General features: G+C 48.2%; 15 protein-coding genes. 9 read left to right on the top strand and 6 right to left on the bottom strand.

Annotated features, from left to right (window positions below):
- Positions 1–18: 18 nt before the first annotated feature.
- From cobJ to PJF56_RS04660, 3 genes are all read right to left on the bottom strand, one after another.
- Positions 19–1,872: a precorrin-3B C(17)-methyltransferase gene (cobJ, locus tag PJF56_RS04670; RefSeq protein ID WP_283761482.1), complete on the bottom strand. Its 1,854-nt coding sequence runs from the start codon at positions 1,870–1,872 to the stop codon at positions 19–21.
- A gap of 139 nt (positions 1,873–2,011) precedes the next feature.
- On the bottom strand, positions 2,012–2,923 hold the full coding sequence (locus PJF56_RS04665) for a hypothetical protein (protein WP_283761481.1): 912 nt from the start codon (positions 2,921–2,923) through the stop codon (positions 2,012–2,014).
- Between the two features lie 124 nt (positions 2,924–3,047).
- The gene (locus PJF56_RS04660) at positions 3,048–4,112 is read right to left on the bottom strand and encodes an ABC transporter ATP-binding protein (protein WP_283761480.1); all 1,065 of its coding nucleotides are present in this window, start codon (positions 4,110–4,112) and stop codon (positions 3,048–3,050) included.
- 157 nt (positions 4,113–4,269) lie between these two features.
- On the opposite strand from PJF56_RS04660, the gene vapB reads away from it, so the two are divergent.
- Both vapB and PJF56_RS04650 read left to right on the top strand, forming a co-directional pair.
- Positions 4,270–4,488, top strand: a complete 219-nt coding sequence (gene vapB / locus PJF56_RS04655; RefSeq protein WP_283761479.1) for a type II toxin-antitoxin system VapB family antitoxin — start codon at positions 4,270–4,272, stop codon at positions 4,486–4,488.
- Positions 4,488–4,865, top strand: a complete 378-nt coding sequence (locus PJF56_RS04650) for a type II toxin-antitoxin system VapC family toxin (protein ID WP_283761478.1) — start codon at positions 4,488–4,490, stop codon at positions 4,863–4,865. Before vapB ends, PJF56_RS04650 begins: the two co-directional genes overlap by 1 nt.
- 96 nt (positions 4,866–4,961) lie before the next feature.
- On the opposite strand, the gene PJF56_RS04645 is transcribed toward PJF56_RS04650, so the two are convergent.
- A complete protein-coding gene (locus PJF56_RS04645) occupies positions 4,962–5,813 on the bottom strand; it encodes a carbohydrate ABC transporter permease (RefSeq protein ID WP_283761477.1) in 852 nt (283 codons plus the stop codon).
- Positions 5,814–5,816: 3 nt separating this feature from the next.
- Positions 5,817–6,722 (bottom strand): carbohydrate ABC transporter permease, encoded by a 906-nt coding sequence (locus PJF56_RS04640; protein WP_430540872.1) that lies wholly within the window; start codon positions 6,720–6,722, stop codon positions 5,817–5,819.
- 133 nt (positions 6,723–6,855) lie between these two features.
- On the opposite strand from PJF56_RS04640, the gene PJF56_RS04635 reads away from it, so the two are divergent.
- Positions 6,856–7,299 carry a retroviral-like aspartic protease family protein gene (locus PJF56_RS04635; RefSeq protein ID WP_283761475.1) on the top strand — a complete coding sequence of 148 codons (444 nt, stop codon included), beginning with the start codon at positions 6,856–6,858 and terminating at the stop codon, positions 7,297–7,299.
- Between the two features lie 239 nt (positions 7,300–7,538).
- On the opposite strand, the gene PJF56_RS04630 is transcribed toward PJF56_RS04635, so the two are convergent.
- Positions 7,539–8,849, bottom strand: coding sequence for an ABC transporter substrate-binding protein (locus PJF56_RS04630; protein ID WP_430540871.1), 1,311 nt, complete (start codon positions 8,847–8,849; stop codon positions 7,539–7,541).
- 243 nt (positions 8,850–9,092) lie between these two features.
- On the opposite strand from PJF56_RS04630, the gene PJF56_RS04625 reads away from it, so the two are divergent.
- The 6 genes from PJF56_RS04625 to PJF56_RS04600 all read left to right on the top strand — a co-directional run bounded on the left by PJF56_RS04625 (position 9,093) and on the right by PJF56_RS04600 (position 17,493).
- Positions 9,093–9,845: a peptidylprolyl isomerase gene (locus PJF56_RS04625; RefSeq protein WP_283761473.1), complete on the top strand. Its 753-nt coding sequence runs from the start codon at positions 9,093–9,095 to the stop codon at positions 9,843–9,845.
- Positions 9,846–9,888: 43 nt separating this feature from the next.
- On the top strand, positions 9,889–12,963 hold the full coding sequence (locus tag PJF56_RS04620; protein ID WP_283761472.1) for a peptidase domain-containing ABC transporter: 3,075 nt from the start codon (positions 9,889–9,891) through the stop codon (positions 12,961–12,963).
- Between the two features lie 93 nt (positions 12,964–13,056).
- Positions 13,057–14,553, top strand: a complete 1,497-nt coding sequence (locus tag PJF56_RS04615; RefSeq protein WP_283761471.1) for a beta-barrel domain-containing protein — start codon at positions 13,057–13,059, stop codon at positions 14,551–14,553.
- A 252-nt stretch (positions 14,554–14,805) separates the two neighbouring features.
- Positions 14,806–15,354, top strand: a complete 549-nt coding sequence (gene rfbC / locus PJF56_RS04610; RefSeq protein ID WP_283761470.1) for a dTDP-4-dehydrorhamnose 3,5-epimerase — start codon at positions 14,806–14,808, stop codon at positions 15,352–15,354.
- Positions 15,351–16,238 (top strand): dTDP-4-dehydrorhamnose reductase, encoded by an 888-nt coding sequence (rfbD, locus tag PJF56_RS04605; RefSeq protein ID WP_283761469.1) that lies wholly within the window; start codon positions 15,351–15,353, stop codon positions 16,236–16,238. Before rfbC ends, rfbD begins: the two co-directional genes overlap by 4 nt.
- Before the next feature lie 181 nt (positions 16,239–16,419).
- A complete protein-coding gene (locus PJF56_RS04600) occupies positions 16,420–17,493 on the top strand; it encodes a glucose-1-phosphate thymidylyltransferase (RefSeq protein ID WP_283761468.1) in 1,074 nt (357 codons plus the stop codon).
- Positions 17,494–17,515 lie beyond the last annotated feature (22 nt).

Here is a 17,515-nt window from a genome sequence, read left to right as displayed (position 1 = left end):
CTTGTAGGTTGGGATAAATTAGGGAAAATAACCCCTAGGGGTAATCATCCATTGACCTTGGGTTCGGGTGGTGGGATTACCGATGAGGACGGTGGTTAACATATCAATTTCGAGTTGGGCAAAGTCTTCTAGAGTGGTTAGGGTAATCTCCTCGTTTTGTCGATAGGCACAGCGCACGAGGGCGACGGGGGTTTGGGGATGACGATATTGAAGGAAAATTTCTTGCGATCGCCGAATTCCCTCGGTTCGCTTCTGGGATTTTGGGTTATAGATAGCGGTGACAAAATCTCCCTGAGCAGCAGCCACCAAGCGCTTTTCAATCACCGGCCAAGGGGTTAACAGGTCGCTTAAACTAATGGCGCAAAAGTCATGCATTAAGGGCGCTCCCACCCGTGCAGCCGCCGCTTGTAGGGCGGTAATTCCGGGAAACACTTGTACGCCGGGAATTTGGCCATCCCAACCCTGGTTTTGCAACTCTTCTAAGACTAATCCCGCCATGCCATAAATGCCACAATCTCCGGAAGAGACCATGGCTACGGTTAACCCCCATTGGGCTAATTCTATGGCCCGTTCGGCCCGTTGCCGCTCTTGGGTGATGGGGAAACTCTCAATGATTTGACCGGGACGACGCAGGGGAGCGATCAGATCTAAATATAGCCCGTACCCCAGCACTGCATCCGCTTGAGTGACAGCAGTTTGAGCGGCTGGGGTCATCTGTTGTAGCTCTCCGGGCCCCATGCCTACTAACGAGAGTTGACCGGTTCTGGCGGTGTATTCTTGGGGAGATTGGGCGATCGCCACAGTAACCGCTCCGGCTAAGTCTGGAGAGCGATAGATTTGTTTTGTCACCAGCAATTCCAATACCCCGGCCGCTGTTAGGGCGGCGGCTTCGGCGACGCTGGGAGTGCCCACGGTTTCGGCAACCACCACCGAGGGATTGGGCACAGAAACCCCCTTTAACGCCTGGGATGGGAAGGGGATTAGGGGCCAGCCTTTGGCTTGGCACAGAGCCAACAAGCCCGGCTCATCGGCTTTGCGATCCAGGGTAGCAATACCGGCGATCGCCCCTTCTGCCAGATGTGCAGCCGCCAGAACCTGCTCCAACGCTTGGGAAATTACCTGCTCATCGGTTCCCCGTTCGCACCCCATCCCCACCCACAACACTCTGGGATGCCATTGCACCTTGGGAAAGGTTCCCTTGGCGGTAAACTGGCGTTGGGTGGCGCTGATCCAAACCCTGGCTTGTGCCGTGCTAGAGTCGAGTTCAAATTCAAAGGGATGATCTGGGGGGAGATGCTGTTGCCACAGAGTCGATCCGGCATCTTGAATCACTTGTACGGAATGCTGTTGGGCGATCGCCGCGCTCACTCCCGTCCAGTTTCCGCTTCCCCGTTTCCATCCGAAGGGCAACCCCAAGGTATCGATCGCCGGTAAGTTGAGACTATCACAAGCACCGGTAACGATTGGCACTGCGCCCAATTGAGTCGCCACTAACCGCGTCAGGCGATCGGCTCCTCCCTGATGTCCTCCACAGACACTGATGGCATGATTTCCGTTTTCATCCACCACCACCACCGCCGGATCGGTGCTTTTATGGTTCAATAGGGGAGCAATTAAGCGCACCACCGCACCCAGGGCTAACCCAAAGATGAACCCTTGATGGTTCGACCACAAGGTGGGTAAGGTTTCCGATAAGCTGTCTGGATAGACTTCATAGACGAGGGAGTTATCCCCCGATAAGGCTTGAGCGCAAGAGGGAGAAACGAGCAGCTTTGCTCCCAGGGACTCCGTGAGGGGAAACAGACGATAGGCCGATCGCACTGTCGTGGCGATCGCCACTAACCCTACCTGCAAATTTCCGGATTGAACCATAGTTTTCTCTTCTCTCCTTTTCCCCGCACCCTGTAGGGACTGTAAAATAATCATACCCGTAATCTAGGCAGCTATTGCTATTGATGTAAGCGATCGCCAGCATCCACATCAAACCAATGCATGGCCTTTTGGGGTAATCTTATTTAGGGGACAATTTCATCTTCAGATACTTAGCAATTGTTCTGGGCAAAGCATAAGCCTTACTCAGAAATAGACTCCAGAAATAAGGATATTGAGGAAAATACTTGATCAGCAAAAAATCCGAGACAACATGAAAACGGGCCGCTTTAAGTGCAGGGTCTGAAGAAATAAAACGAATTTGCTCGTGGCCAGAAAGCCAATGTCCAATGATTTTATCCGGTGCAAATAGAGTCGCCTGGACAAATAAACCTGATAAACGATCAAATCCCGATCTCGGTATCCATGTCACAATACCTAATAACTCTGTAGCTTTTGAGAGTTCAGGCATCCCATTCTGGATCGCCTCAGTTTTCCAAATAATATTATTAAAGTTTTCAAAATGAATTCCTGTTTTTTGAAACGGGAAGATCAAATAAGAAAGCTTAAATGAAGCGGTCAGAGGTGCGATCGGGACTTCTAATAATCCTTCAAACTTTCCTTTATCATAGCTTTGACAAACTGGCATATGTTCGAGATCGGGAATCGGTTCCCAATCTGATTTTATCCGTTCTGTTTCTTGGGAATCAATAACTGCTTTTTTCAACCGTAAAATAACACTTTCTGGGAATCTAGAGAAGTAAGTAGAAACCATATTGATGATCTGGGGATGAGCATAATCATCATAATCTAGAGCCAATAAATAAGTCCCACGAGCATTAAGCAAACCCACAAAACGCTGCATCATTTCTCCTTTATAGGGACTGATCAACGTTCTCACCCTAGGATCATTAACCTCACTGGGTATAACTCCTGGTGGATAAATCAGGATAAATTCAATATCACCTTCAATCCTTAAAAGCTGTTCCAACCAATAGGGCGAAAACTTTCCCAGCGTTGGTGTAATAATAGATAACAAGGGCTTGGTATTCATAAATATTTACGTTACCTAACGAATTTTTTGGCTTTGTATTTCTTCGTGACTTAGCGGTTAACCCTTCCCATTCATCAAGAATTGATTGTCAGTCTTTCCTGCATTTTTAATGGCTTAAATCACTTTATGATACACGATCGCCCGCATCCACATCAAACCAGTGCATGGCCTTTTGGGGTAATCTGAGCCTAACCCGCTCCATAGAAAAGGGTTGATCGGCTGGAATGAGCGATCGCAGTGTTTTCTCCGATCCCGCAATCCGCACACTCAGCAACCTCTCCTTACCCAAATCTTCCACCAAATAAACCGTTCCTTCTACCGCTTCCTTGCTATCCTCTGGAGCGATCCGAATATCTTCCGGACGAATACCGAAAGCGATCGCCCTAGGAACTCTAGACAAAGAAGGCAACGGCAGAGCAAAATTCCCCAAAATAGCTTGATTTTGCTCGCAAGTCAACGTTAATAAATTCATTTGCGGACTGCCCACAAACCCCGCCACAAACTGATTCGCCGGTTGACGATAAATTTGCTCCGGAGTCCCCAACTGTTGCAGATACCCATCATAGAGTACAGCAATTTTACTCGAAAGCGTCATCGCCTCCGTTTGGTCATGAGTGACATAAACCACCGGTTTCTGTTGCGCTGCAAAGAGCTGCTTCAAATCTGCCCGTACCTGCTCCCGCAACAGCGCATCTAAATTACTCAACGGTTCATCCAACAAGAATACATCAGGGTTCCGTACCAGCGATCGCGCCAACGCCACCCGTTGACGCTGCCCTCCAGAAAGTTGCCCCGGTTTGCGATCGAGCAGATACTCCAATCCTAAACGCTTCGATACACTTTGCACCCTAGTTTTAATCTCCTTTTGATCCACTTTTCGCAACCGCAAAGCCGTAGAAATATTCTCAAAAACCGTCATATGGGGATAGAGCGCATAACTCTGAAACACCATCGCCATATTCCGTTCACCCGGAGGTAATCCAGTAATATCTTCTCCCCCTAAAATAACCCGCCCTTCCGTCGGTTGATCCAGTCCCGCAATCATCCGTAAAAGGGTCGATTTTCCGCAACCCGAAGGCCCCAACAGGGTCAAAAATTCCCCCTCTTCAACCTTCACACTCACATCTTTAACCGGAATACTCTTACTCGTAAATTGCTTGCGTAAATTTTTTAAGATTAGTTTAGCCATTTTAGAGATTGACCATTGAAGAATGACAAGCTATAATACTAGAACTATTTTAACCTAAAATTTAACCCTAATACCTGTTCACACTGATGTTATATCATTTCCGTATATACACGATCGATGATTAAAATGGTTTTAGCGTAATTTTGGAGCAATAATAATGATTCAACCGGTAATTTTAGAGAAATTAGAGACATTACCAGAGTCTCTACAAATCGAGGTATTGCACTATATTGAATTCTTAGCAGAACGGTATATAGAGAAAAGCATCGAACCAGAAGTGCAGCAAAAAAAACGACAAGCTGGATTGTTAAAGGGAAAAATTTGGATGGCAGCAGATTTTGATGCCCCTCTGGAAGAGATGAAGGATTATATGTAATGCTACTCGATACTCATACGTTGTTGTGGTTTCTAGCTGATGACCCTAAGTTGCCATCAAGGGTCAAAAGTAGCATAGAAAATGCCGATCGGGTTAGGGTCAGTATGGCGACGGTCTGGGAAATTGCTATCAAAATTTCAATTAAAAAGTTGAAATTAGGTTTTGAGTTTATGGAATTAGCTGATTTTCTTGCACAGACTGGAATTGAAACTTTAGATATTTCCTTTGCCGATCTTGAGTATTATAGAACTCTACCCCTTCATCATCGCGATCCATTCGATCGCATTTTAATTGCTCAAGCAATGAACAATTCTTTACCGATTGTCAGTGCTGACACTGCTTTTGATGCCTATCCAATTCAGAGGATGTGGGCATGAGTAATATCATTTCCTTATGAACACGCACGCTCACAAGGGGCTAAGAGCAACTTGCCTCTCTAGGATCAATTGATGCAAACATTTAAGGATTTGATATTACCCTTTCACTGCACCTGCGGTAATGCCTTGCACAATGCGGCGCTGGAAAATTAGCACCAAAATCACTAGGGGAATCGTTCCCGCAATGGTTGCCGCAGCCATGGGGCCATAGGGCACTTCAAACACAGAAGTTCCCCCCAATTGGGCAACCGCAACCGGGATAGTATATAGCCTTTCATTGGTGATAAAGGTCAGGGCAAAAATGAACTCATTCCAAGCAAAAATAAACGTTAAAATTCCCGTGGTGACTAAAGCGGGTACGGTCATGGGTAGAATGATATTCAGCAACATGCCCAAGGTGCTGTACCCATCAATTTTAGCTGAATCTTCCAAGTCTTTGGGCAATTGCTGAAAGAAGCTTCTGAGGACGAGAATAGTTAGGGGTAAATTAATTGCCGTATAGGGAACAATTAACGCCAAATAATTATTGCCTAATCCCAAGGCTTTCACCATTTCCAGCAGTCCCAGAAACAGCAACACATAGGGAAATAGGCTAATGACTAAAATCAACCCTAGGATGATTTTTTCTCCCGGTATGTTTAAGCGAGTGAGACTATAGGCGGCCGGCGCTCCTATCCCTAAGCAGAGCAGGGTGGAGAGGATGGAAACTAGGCCACTATTGAAGCCATAGCGGAGGAAGCCTAAGCCTAAACTTTGATAGTGTTTTAAGGTAAGTTGATCGGGGCTGGGCAGATAAATGTTGGGTATGGCAGAAATGGCTTCATTGGTCTTGACGGAGGTCAGGATTTGCCATAAAATGGGAGTAAGAAAAAACAGAACTGTGGCAAAAACACTTAACCATAGAAGTAATTTAAGCCGGTTAAATTTAGGCTGTATTTCAGAAGTCATAGATTACTTTTCTCCGCTAACTGGAGTGCGAAACTTAGAGAGTAACAAAGCGGCAACTGCCACGGCTAAAATCAAGAGTAAAAAGGTGACCACAACTAAGGCCGCACCATAGCCAAAATCCAGATAGCGGCGCACGGTGGCATAGATGTAAATGGAGACAGTTTCTGTGGCTCCGGCTGGCCCTCCTCCGGTCATGACTTGCACTAAATCAAAGATACCAAAAGCTTGGGCAAATCGAAAGAGCAGAGCGATAATCAGTTGGGGGGTAATCAGGGGAAGGGTAATTTGCCAAAAACTCTGCCAAGGGGTTGCCCCATCCATGGCATGGGCTTCATATAAATCGGCGGAAATCGATTGCAAGCCTGCCAATAAAATAATGGCGATAAAGGGGGTGGTTTTCCAAACATCGGCGATAATCATGGCGATCATAGCGCGGGTAGGATCGCCAAGCCAAGTAATGGAGGTTTCGATTAGGCCTAAACGGGTGAGTAAATCATTAACAACGCCATATTGATCGTTAAAAATCCATGCCCAAGCTAACCCCATGACTGCGGTGGGAAGAGACCAGGGAATGAGGGTGAGGGTACGCACAAATCCCCGACCAAAAAAGGCTTGATTGAGGATTAAGGCGATCGCCATTCCCAAAGCAACTTCGAGTATAATGGATACAGTGGTAAAAATCGTCGTATTGCCCAGACTCTGCCAAAACCGACCATCCCCCCAAAGCCTCTGATAGTTAGCGAAACCGGAAAAAACCGCTTCGAGCTGAGTGCCTAAATTTTCGGTATACAGACTTAACCAAAAGGCGCGAACAATGGGATAAATAAATACTAACCCCAGGATGATTAGGGCAGGCGCAATTAAGATTAAACCGGTCTTTTGGTCTCGTCTAGGCGTTGGAGTCATCATTTCTCTGGTTACTGTCATCGATTTTATCGTAGGGTGGGCAGGCTATTTTTGTTAAAGTTGAATTAATATTACTGGTTTTCCTGCCCACCTTATCCAGTAGTCATAATTCAGGTAGTGTAAGAGGGAAAACGTTATGAATCCATCCACTCAAACCCCCATGGGAAAAATTGAAACGACCTTAAAAGTAGCCAATCGCGCCGATGAGTCTGCGGCAACGCGAGGGTACATTACTCCAGAAGAAGTGCGATCGATGACACTGACGGAGGTTCTCGTGGATACGGGAGCTACGTTATTGTGTTTACCTTCAGATGTGATTGCCACTTTAGGATTGGAATTGCTCAAGGAAGTGAATGTAGCCACAGCCACAGGATTGAGTAAAGCGCGAATCTTTCGTGATGCGTCTATTTGTATTATGGGACGTGAGGGAACGTTTGAATGTCTGGAGTTGCCAGGAGGAAGGGAGCCGTTAATTGGGGTGGTTCCTTTGGAGACGTTGGGGATAGAGTTAGATTTAAGGAATCAGCAATTGAAGTTGTTGCCCGACGATTCCATGGATACTTATTTAACAATTTTGTAAGGCTGTAGTGCCGTGACACCTCTAAAATCAGGCAATAGATGTAGTGCAATAGATGTAGTGCAATAGATGTAGTGCGAGAGATGTAGTGCGAGAGATGTAGTGCGAGAGATGTAGTGCGAGCATCTTGCTCGCTACCAAAACCCAGTTGCTCGCTACCAAAACCCAGTTGCTCGCTACAGAAATCCAGCGAGCGAGACGCTCGCATTCCCCATTCCCCATCTCTCCATCTCCCCATCTCCCTATCCACCCCGGAGCAAGAGGGCGCGAGTTTCTTTTGCGGCTAATTCCATGGCTCTCTGGGGGGTTTCTCGACCAGTTAGAGCGGCGCTCAGATAGCGTTGCAGAATGTCTGAGGCTTGGGCATATTGGGGAATGGGAGGACGTAGCACCGAGCTATCGAGAACCGGGAGCAAGCGGGGGAGATGATTGGATTGGGTAATTAATTGACTATCATAAAAGAGCGATCGCCGCGCAGGAACATATCCAGTTTGCTGAAAATATTGGCGCTGCACCTCTGGCTGATTAAAATACTCAATCACCTGCCAAGCTGCATCCGGATGGGGAGAGGATTTAGAAATGCCCAAACCCCAACCCCCCAGACAAGCACCACCCTTATTGCCTGGGGTATGCATCATCGGTTTAATAGCAAATTTCCCCACCAATTCGGAATCCGAAGCCAGGGAATAGACATAAGGCCAATTGCGTAAAAAAGCAGCTTTGCCGTTCTGAAATAAGCGACGGGTTTCTTCCTCAGAATAGGTAGTTACCCCTGGGGGCGAAATCCCTTCTGCTAGAGTATCGCGCAGAAATTCCACGGCGGCGATCGCCTGGGGTTGGTCTAATCCTACCGCTTGGGTATCTGGATCGATCCAAAATCCCCCATGGCCGGCTAAAATTTCCGTAAACATGGCCGACAACCCTTCATACTGTTTCCCCTGCCAAACATAGCCCCATGCCACTAAATTTTGCTCTTGTAGAATTTTGGAGAGTGCCATTAACTGCGCAAACGTCTCTGGAGGAGTTGCGCCAATTTGGGCCAATAAATCCTGACGATAGTAGAGCATTCCCCCATCCGTTTGAAACGGGATGCGGTAGAGCTTTCCTTGATAGCGTCCTCCCTCAATATCCCCTTTGAGATAAACATTTAACTGTTCTGGAGTCACTCGATCGGATAAATCCGTCAACCACCGAGCAGCCGCAAACTTTTGCACCCAGACAATATCCATATAGACCAGATCGTAGGGAGAATCCCCCAATAAAAAGGCCGAAGTATACAAATCTTCGACTAAATTGGTATTATTGGGCCCCTTAACCACCTCTAACTGAATATCTGAGTGGGTTTGATTGAACTGGGTAACCAGGGGTTGCCAGTGGGTTGCATCAATGGCTTGAATGAGAACACGAACGGTTACGGGAGGTTGAGGAAAGACAGGAAAACCCAGGAAAATCAGAATACCGCAGAGAAAGGCGATCGCCACCCCATATGTCCATAATCTGGAATGGCTCAACCAACCCTCGATTCTAAATCTAATGTGACTCATGTAAACCATAATCAACCCCGATCGAATGTCTCCTCCCCATTCCCCCATCCCATTCCCATCGCCAATTCGCACTGAATCGCGATCGGGATGCTATCCTATTTTGGAAGTCTGTATCATTAAAAAAAACTAAAGGGTATGCCCTTCCATTAACCTGTTCATGTCCGCTTGCGGAAACTGTCCCTAGTGACAGGAGGGGAGTGTAAGGAAACCGTTCAAATTCAAGTAACTGCGATCGCTTATCGATGAGAACCAATGGTAGAAATTCTACAAGTCGGCAACCGAGTCATTCAAACAGATGAAATTTTAGAACTGCTCACCCGTTATCAATTAATGCCCCATGTGGTGCGCGGATTAGTAATCGATCGGGCGATCGCCGATTACTCTTGCACACCCGAAGAAATCGAAGCGGCCCTCAAATCCGTCCACAGTCAACTCAAGTTTACCACCCCAGAGGACAAAGCCGCTTGGCTAGAAAACCAAGGCATGAGCGCCGAACAATTCCAAGAAGTGTCTATCCGTCCCCTACTGATCGAAAAATTTAAACAGGCCAAATGGGGCAATAAAGTAGAATCCTACTTTCTCAGTCGCAAAACCCACCTCGATCAAGTAGTCTATTCCCTGATTCGCACCAAAGATCTCGGATTAGCCCAAGAAATCTACTTTCGCATCCAAGAAGAAGAAGCCAGCTTTGCCGATCTCTCCCGCGAATACTCCCAAGGGCCGGAATCCCATACGGGAGGAGTGTTAGGGCCGGTTTCCGTTTCCACGCCCCACCCCATCCTGGCCAAACTGCTCTCGATTTCCCAACCGGGCCAACTCTGGCCGCCTCGGAATTTAGGAGAATGGTATGTTATTGTCCGATTGGAAAAATTCATTCCTGCCAAATTTGATGATGCCATGAGACGACAGTTAATTGATGAATTATTTGAACTCTGGATGCGAGAAGAAGTCCAAAAACTAGGGCCAATCCGCTCGCTTTGGTCATCCGACAAACAAGAAACCTGATGCAACCCAATTTTTAATTTCTAATTTTTAATTTTTAATTGATATGACTCAAGCTGTCTCGCCTTCTCAAATCCAAGGGTTTTTAGCGAAAATACCGCCCTTCGATCAGCTTAATCCCAACACCCTAGAGCAGTTGACCTCTGGGTGTAAACTGCTGCGTTATGCGATCGGGCAACCGATCCTGATTCGGGAAAAAGTTCCGGCTCAAATTTCCATCCTCTATCAAGGTCAAGTGCGGATTTTAGGCTACGACCAACGGCGACAAACCACCGTGAGCTTAAAACGAGCCGAACCCGGAGAGGTGATGGGATGGGCCAGTTTGCTGCGCCAAAGCGGATGTGAAACGGCCCTGGCTTCTACGGAAGTAATTTGTATTACATTAGGGGCGGAAGAATTTCTGCGCTTAATCGATCGCGAACCGAAATTTAGAGAGAGCCTGGCTCAACAGGTCTCCATCAGCGAGGTATTTGAACTGCTGAGTGTAGAACTGGGGCGGCGAGCCGATGGCACAGCAGACTTAAAAGAACTGACGTTTAAGGCGATCGCCAATGCCACCGCCGTAAACCTCCCCTCTGGCAACCTACAAGTAAGGGATTTGATTAATACCCTTAACCCCTCCCGGCTGTGGCTCGTCAGTAGTGGAACTGTAGGCGACTTTACCCCCGCATCAAAAATTCCCTTAGATAGCCTGGCGGAAACCCCCAATCAAAGACTGCCCATTAAAGGCAGATGGGGAGCCAGGTTATTGGGCGTTTCCGCGTTTCAGGAGACTCAAGAAACTCAAGAGGCCCTAGAACCCGCATCGACTCCGCCCAAACTCCCCATCTCCCCATCCCCCAGAGCGCTCCCCGAACGGAGTCGAAGAGATCGCCTAGAGAAGGAAGAGAGTGAACTTGATATCAGCCGCGCCCCGGAAAATATCCCAGAGCTGGAAGAAGCCAGTGACTCTCGCATCACCTATCCTTTTGTGCGCGGCAAAGGAGAAATTGATGCCCCCATGGCCTGTTTTAAGATGTTGAGCCAGTTCATGAGAGTCTCCTTCCGTCGGGATGTGATTCGTAAAGTTCTGGAAAATCAACTGCGAAGTACCGGTCAAATCTCCTTAACGGTTTGTGGGGCGATCGCCGAAATGATGGGACTCCAAGCCCAACTCGTACAACTGCCCGCCGCCTCCATTAACCGCATCAAAGGCCCCGCCATGATTCCCTGGGGGCAAAGCTTTGCCATCCTCTATCGCATCAGCGAACGAGAAGTGGTAATGGCAGTGCCCGAAAAAGGCATTACCCGCAGGCGAGTGGCCGACTTTGCCGAAGAATGGGGAGTTGTTCAAGGATCGGTGCTGCTGCTCCAGTCCCCCCCAGAGAGACAACGGGAAAAATTTGGTCTCAGTTGGTTCGTCCCTGCCCTGATCAAATATCGCGGCATCCTGATCCAAGTCTTCATCGCCTCCTTCTTCGTGCAACTCTTTGGTCTAGCCAACCCCCTGATCACCCAGGTAATTATCGATAAAGTGCTGGTGCAACGGAGCATCGATACCCTAGATATCTTAGGGCTGTTCCTGCTCGGAGTGGCCATCTTTGAAGCCATCCTCACCCTGCTCAGAACCTATCTGTTTGTCGATACCACCAACCGTATTGACCTGGGACTCGGCTCAGAAGTCATTGCCCACCTGCTCAGGCTACCCCTAGAATACTTCGATCGCCGCCGGGTTGGGGAACTAGCCGGCCGGATCAACGAATTGGAAAACATCCGCCAATTTCTCACCGGAACAGCCCTCACCGTTGTCCTAGATGCCGTCTTCTCCGTCGTCTACATCGCCGTGATGTTCATCTATAGCTGGCAGCTCTCCCTGGTTGCCCTAGCTACGGTTCCCCTGTTTGCCCTGGTAACCATTGTCGCTTCCCCCATTGTCCGCCGCCAACTGCGCCATAAAGCCGAACGCTACGCCGACGTGCAATCCTACCTGGTGGAAGTGCTATCGGGGATTCAAACCGTAAAAGCCCAAAATATTGAGCTAAAATCCCGTTGGCAATGGCAAGAGCGCTACGCCAAATACATTAAATCTGGGTTTCGCTCCGTTCTCACCTTTAGCACCGCCGGTTCCATTAGTGGCTTTTTAAACAAGCTCTCCGGGCTGTTAATTCTCTGGTTTGGAGCGCAAATGGTACTCACCACGGCCTCCACCGATAACCCCTTTACCCTGGGGCAGTTAATCGCCTTTCGGATTATTGCCGGTTATACCACCTCGCCCCTGTTGCGCCTGATTCAACTGTGGCAGAGCTTCCAGGAAACTGGGCTATCCATTGAACGACTCTCCGATGTCTTGGATGCCTCACCAGAAGCCGATGAAGCCAACCGCTCCAATATTTCCATGCCTCCGATTCATGGCCATGTGAAATATGAGGATGTTTCTTTCCGGTTTGCCACAGCCAATACCTGGCAACTCTTGAATGTGAATCTAGAGTTTCCCCAAGGTACATTTGTGGGGATTGTGGGCCAAAGTGGTTCCGGTAAGTCCACGTTGATGAAGCTCCTGCAACGATTGTATGAACCCGGTTCTGGGCGTATCCTGGTAGACCAGTTAGAAATTGGTAAAGTGGAACTGTACTCCCTGCGTCGGCAAATTGGGGTGGTTTTGCAAGATACGCTGTTATTTAATGGTTCGGTACAAGAGAATATTGCTCTGGCGAACCCCGATGCTACGGAGCAGGAAATTATCGAAGCGGCTAAGGTGGCGGTTGCTCACGAGTTTATTATGTCTCTGCCCCAGGGCTATAACACGGTTGTGGGCGAACGGGGGGCGAATTTATCAGGGGGACAACGGCAACGGATCGCGATCGCCCGTACTGTCCTCCAGAGACCTCGCTTACTGATCCTTGATGAAGCCACTTCTGCTCTAGACTATGATAGTGAACGGCAAGTGTGCCAAAATCTAGCCCAAACGTTCAAAGGCGAAACCGTTTTCTTTATTACCCACCGGTTAACCACGGTGCGGAATGCGGATGTAATTATTATGATGGATCAAGGTTCCGTTGTGGAACAGGGAACCCATGCTGAACTGATGGCGCTCCAAGGACGGTATTACTGTCTGTTTGAGCAACAGGACTCTCAATTGTAGAACAACAATGAACAATTAACAATTAACAATTTTGAGGTCGGCGAGAAGCCGAAACCCTTAAAACTTCGCTCAGTACCCCATACCCCATTACCTATGAAAACGCAAGCTAAATACACAGAAACTTATGTCGAACAGCCTATATTGCTAGAGCGGCCAGTGATTTGGTCTCAAATCCTGGTATGGCTGCTGTTATTGATTACGTCTTCGGGAATTGCTTGGGCGGCGATCGCCAAAATCGAACAGGCCGTTCCTGCTCAAGGACAACTGGAACCTCAAGGATCGGTCAATGAAGTGAAATCGCCTACCAGTGGCATGGTGCGGGAAATCCTGATCGAAGATGGGGATGTGGTACAACAGGGTGAACTGTTAATTACCTTTGACCCCACGGCTCCCCAAGCGGATATTGAATCGCTCACCAAGCAACAAATTACTCTGCAAGAAGAAATAGAAATTTACGATCGCATTCTCTCTGGAGGAAGCATCCAAGGTGGCCCCCCAGAATTAGCCTCTCTGGCCAGCTTGCGCCAAACCCTGTTAGCAGAAAATGAATACTTCAATGCCCAACTCGATGGCTATAACCCCAATCAACCGGTCAGTAGTGCCTTTAATCTAAACCAAGATCGACTGCTGAGTGCGTCTCGTGCAGAATACCAATCTAGGGTAGAAGCTGCTCGGCTGAAAATTTCGGAGTTAGACAAACAAATCAACCGCACCCAACGCCAAGCCAGTGCGATCGTGCCTCGGATAGCTAAGACCAAAGAAACCCTAGCCATTCATGAGAACACTCTAGATCGTATTCGTCCCGTCGTGGAAGAAGGGGCCCTCTCCCAACTCCAGTACGATCGCCAACAGCAGGAAGTGCTACGCTATCAGGACGAGCTGCTGGCTAGGGAAGGGGAAATTGAACAGCTTCAGCTAGAGGAACAACGGTTGCGGGTAGAACAAGCCCAGTCTCAACAAGCCTTATCCAATGCGATCGCCATTTCTGCCAAAGATATCTTAACGAGAGTTGCCGATAACCAACGGCGCATCGCTGAGATCGATTCCCAACTGGCCCGTGCCAAAATTGAGACCAAAAAACGGTTAGCCGAAGTCGAAGGGGAACTGATCAAAGCCCAACAGGCCCTGGGTTATCAAGAACTACGAGCGCCCGTTAGTGGGGTAGTCTTTGATTTACAAGCCGGTACGGGCCACGTGGCCCAAGCCACAGAACGCCTACTCTCGATCGTCCCCAATGATGCCTTAATTGCTGAAGTCTATATCCCCAACAAGGATATTGGCTTTGTCGATGAAGGCATGGAAGTGGAGTTAGATGTCTCCTCCTTCCCCTCTTCTGAATTTGGCACCATTCAAGGAACCCTAACTTGGATTGGTTCCGATGCCCTAGAACCAACGCAAGTGCGACCCTTCTACGCCTTCCCGGCCAAAATTCAGTTGGATAAACAGTATTTCACCATTAATGATAAGCAACTGGATTTACAAGCTGGGATGGATATTAGTGCCAACATTAAGGTGCGGAAACGGACGGTTTTAAGTCTGTTAACCGATAAGTTTGACACCAAAATCCGCAGCTTAGAAAAGGTTCGTTAACTAGGAAATCAGGGAACAAGGAATAATGAACTGATTAACTACAGCAAACCTAAATGAGTTATGTAACGATTGCCCCTCATCCCCCAGCCCCTTCTCCCGCAGGAGAAGGGGAGCAGAAGTCCCTCTCCCCGTGGGAGAGGGATTTAGGGAGAGGGCATTTCCTGTTGTACAACTCATTTAGACTAGCTATAGTGCCTCCCTTGTCCCTATATCCTCCCTTTTGCCTTTTGCCTTTTGCCTTCCTTTTACCTTATGCAATGTATCCCGACAAAAATTCCCGATGTTCTCATCCTAGAACCCAAGGTTTTTGGAGACGATCGCGGCTTCTTTTTTGAAAGCTATAATCATAAACGCTTTATCGAACTCACCGGCCACTCTGTGGAGTTTGTCCAGGATAACCATTCCCGCTCCGTTAAAGGAGTGCTAAGGGGTCTGCATTACCAAATTGAGCAGGCCCAAGGTAAACTCGTCCGTGCTGCGGTGGGCGAAATCCTAGATGTAGCCGTAGATATCCGCAAAAGCAGCCCCCATTTTGGCCAGTGGGTCAGTTGTCTATTGACGGCCCAAAATCACCGCCAGTTATGGATTCCGCCCGGATTTGCCCATGGGTTTGTGGTGCTGTCGGAAATAGCAGAGGTGCTGTATAAAGCCAGCGACTATTATGCTCCCCAGCACGAGCGCTCCATCTTGTGGAACGATCCCGATATCGCCATCGATTGGCAGATTGAAGGGCTAGAACCCACCTTATCGGCTAAAGATCGAGCCGGTAAGCTATTATCAGACGCTGAGGTATATTCATGACCCGAATTTTGGTAACCGGGGCCCAAGGTCAGTTGGGCCAAGAGTTGGTCACCCTGTTAAAACCCTTGGGAGAAGTAACGGGAATCGATCGCCAGGAACTGGATTTAACTGAGTTTGACCGGGTAGAAGCCTTTTGGCAAGACCTGCAACCAGATATCGTGGTGCATGGAGCGGCCTATACCGCAGTGGATAAGGCTGAAGAGGATGCCGATCTGGCCATGCAGGTGAATGGGGAAGCACCGGGACAATTAGCCCGTTTAGCGGCTGCTTCTGGAGCCAAGTTAATTCATATTTCTACGGATTATGTGTTTGATGGCGGTAAAAATCAGCCCTATTTGGAAACGGATCGAACCAATCCTCTGAGTTCCTATGGGCGATCGAAGTTGCGCGGTGAAGAGGTCGTGCAGGAGAGTGGGGCAACCTTTGCCATCCTCAGAACGGCTTGGGTGTATGGAAATGGGATGACGGGTAATTTCGTCAAGACCATGTTACGCCTGGGTCAGGAGCGGGAAGAGTTGCGCGTGGTCTACGATCAGGTGGGTTCTCCGACTTGGACTGTGGATTTAGCGGGGGCGATCGCCCAATTGATTCCCAAACTGAACGGGGAAACTGTGGGTATTTATCATTACACTAATGCGGGGGTGACCAGTTGGTATGATTTTGCGATCGCCATTTTTGAAGGAGCCACAAAGTTGGGCATTCCCCTAAAAATTAAACGGGTGCTTCCCATTACCACCGACCAATATCCCACCCCTGCCAAACGTCCCGCTTACTCCGTTCTTTCGAGTCAAAAACTAGCCGATCTCCTGGGAACCCCTGCCCCCCATTGGCGGCAAAGTTTACAAAAAATGTTAGCTGAATATGCGGAAAAATTAGTCTACTAGGGGCGATCTTTATGAGTCAGTATCCGAAAACATCCACACCAGTCAAACTTTGTTGGGTTTCACTATCGTTCAACCCAACCTACACTCTGCCCCCCATTGGCGGAAAAGTTTACGGAAGATGTTAGGCTAATTGGCTACAGGTAATTGTTAATTATTAATTGTTAATTGTTAATTGTTAATTATGAAAGCACTTATTTTATCTGGTGGTAAAGGCACGCGCTTACGTCCCATTACCTATACGGGGGCGAAACAATTGGTTCCAGTGGCCAATCAACCGATTTTATGGTACGGCATTCAAGGGATTGTGGCCGCCGGAATTACGGATATTGGCATTATTATTAGTCCCGAAACTGGGGAAGAGGTGAAAGCAACGACTGGGGATGGGGAACGGTTTGGGGCGAAAATTACTTATATTTTGCAGGAGAAACCTGCCGGTTTAGCCCATGCCGTAAAGGTGGCGCAGCCCTTCCTAGGAAACGACCCATTCGTGATGTATTTGGGCGATAACATCATTCAAAATGATTTAACCCCATTTTTGACCGAATTTAAGGAAAACAGCCTAGATGGACTGATTTTGCTGCGTCCGGTGTCTAATCCCAGCGCCTTTGGGGTCGCCCAAGTTGATGCTCAGGGAAGAGTCTTAAAATTGGTGGAAAAACCGAAAGATCCGCCCTCGAATTTAGCGCTGGTGGGGATTTACTTCTTTTCGGCTGCCATTCATGAGGCGATCGCCAGTATCCAACCCTCCTCGCGAGGCGAACTCGAAATCACCGATGCTATTCAAGTCTTAATCGATCGCAAAACCCAAGTCGGAGCGCGTCAAATCGAAGGATGGTGGCTAGATACCGGCAAAAAAGACGATCTTTTAGAAGCCAATCGGATTATTCTCGATACCCGCTTAGAATCAGAAGTAGAAGGAACCATTGATGCTCAAAGCCAAGTCATTGGCCGGGTGAGAATTGGTGCAGGGACAAAAGTGATCAATAGCACAATTCGCGGCCCCGTGGCGATCGGGGAAAATTGCCACATTGAAAATACCTTCATCGGCCCCTATAGTAGTATCGCCAGTGGCACAACCTTAACAGAAGTCGATATTGAACACAGCGTGATTCTAGGGGAAGCAACCTTAGAAAACATTCAACAACGGATTGTTGATAGTGTCGTCGGTAGACGCGCTCGCTTAAATGTTGCCCCCCGTCGTCCCACAGCTCTAAGGTTTATGATTGGCGATGATTGTCAGATTGAATTGGTGTGAAACTGGTTGTGCCGTGACTGCA

The sequence above is a fragment of the Roseofilum halophilum BLCC-M91 genome (assembly GCF_030068445.1).
GTDB classification, from domain to species: Bacteria; Cyanobacteriota; Cyanobacteriia; order Cyanobacteriales; family Desertifilaceae; genus Roseofilum; species Roseofilum halophilum.
The sequence above is the reverse complement of the archived record's forward strand: the minus strand, read 5'-3'. Positions and strand labels throughout refer to the sequence as shown.

Coding starts and splice junctions, on each gene's coding strand:
- cobJ (WP_283761482.1), bottom strand. CDS start 1,872: ATGGTTCAATCCGGAAATTTGCAGGTAGGGTTAGTGGCGATCGCCACG.
- PJF56_RS04665 (WP_283761481.1), bottom strand. CDS start 2,923: ATGAATACCAAGCCCTTGTTATCTATTATTACACCAACGCTGGGAAAG.
- PJF56_RS04660 (WP_283761480.1), bottom strand. CDS start 4,112: ATGGCTAAACTAATCTTAAAAAATTTACGCAAGCAATTTACGAGTAAG.
- vapB (WP_283761479.1), top strand. CDS start 4,270: ATGATTCAACCGGTAATTTTAGAGAAATTAGAGACATTACCAGAGTCT.
- PJF56_RS04650 (WP_283761478.1), top strand. CDS start 4,488: ATGCTACTCGATACTCATACGTTGTTGTGGTTTCTAGCTGATGACCCT.
- PJF56_RS04645 (WP_283761477.1), bottom strand. CDS start 5,813: ATGACTTCTGAAATACAGCCTAAATTTAACCGGCTTAAATTACTTCTA.
- PJF56_RS04640 (WP_430540872.1), bottom strand. CDS start 6,722: ATGATGACTCCAACGCCTAGACGAGACCAAAAGACCGGTTTAATCTTA.
- PJF56_RS04635 (WP_283761475.1), top strand. CDS start 6,856: ATGAATCCATCCACTCAAACCCCCATGGGAAAAATTGAAACGACCTTA.
- PJF56_RS04630 (WP_430540871.1), bottom strand. CDS start 8,849: ATGGTTTACATGAGTCACATTAGATTTAGAATCGAGGGTTGGTTGAGC.
- PJF56_RS04625 (WP_283761473.1), top strand. CDS start 9,093: ATGGTAGAAATTCTACAAGTCGGCAACCGAGTCATTCAAACAGATGAA.
- PJF56_RS04620 (WP_283761472.1), top strand. CDS start 9,889: ATGACTCAAGCTGTCTCGCCTTCTCAAATCCAAGGGTTTTTAGCGAAA.
- PJF56_RS04615 (WP_283761471.1), top strand. CDS start 13,057: ATGAAAACGCAAGCTAAATACACAGAAACTTATGTCGAACAGCCTATA.
- rfbC (WP_283761470.1), top strand. CDS start 14,806: ATGCAATGTATCCCGACAAAAATTCCCGATGTTCTCATCCTAGAACCC.
- rfbD (WP_283761469.1), top strand. CDS start 15,351: ATGACCCGAATTTTGGTAACCGGGGCCCAAGGTCAGTTGGGCCAAGAG.
- PJF56_RS04600 (WP_283761468.1), top strand. CDS start 16,420: ATGAAAGCACTTATTTTATCTGGTGGTAAAGGCACGCGCTTACGTCCC.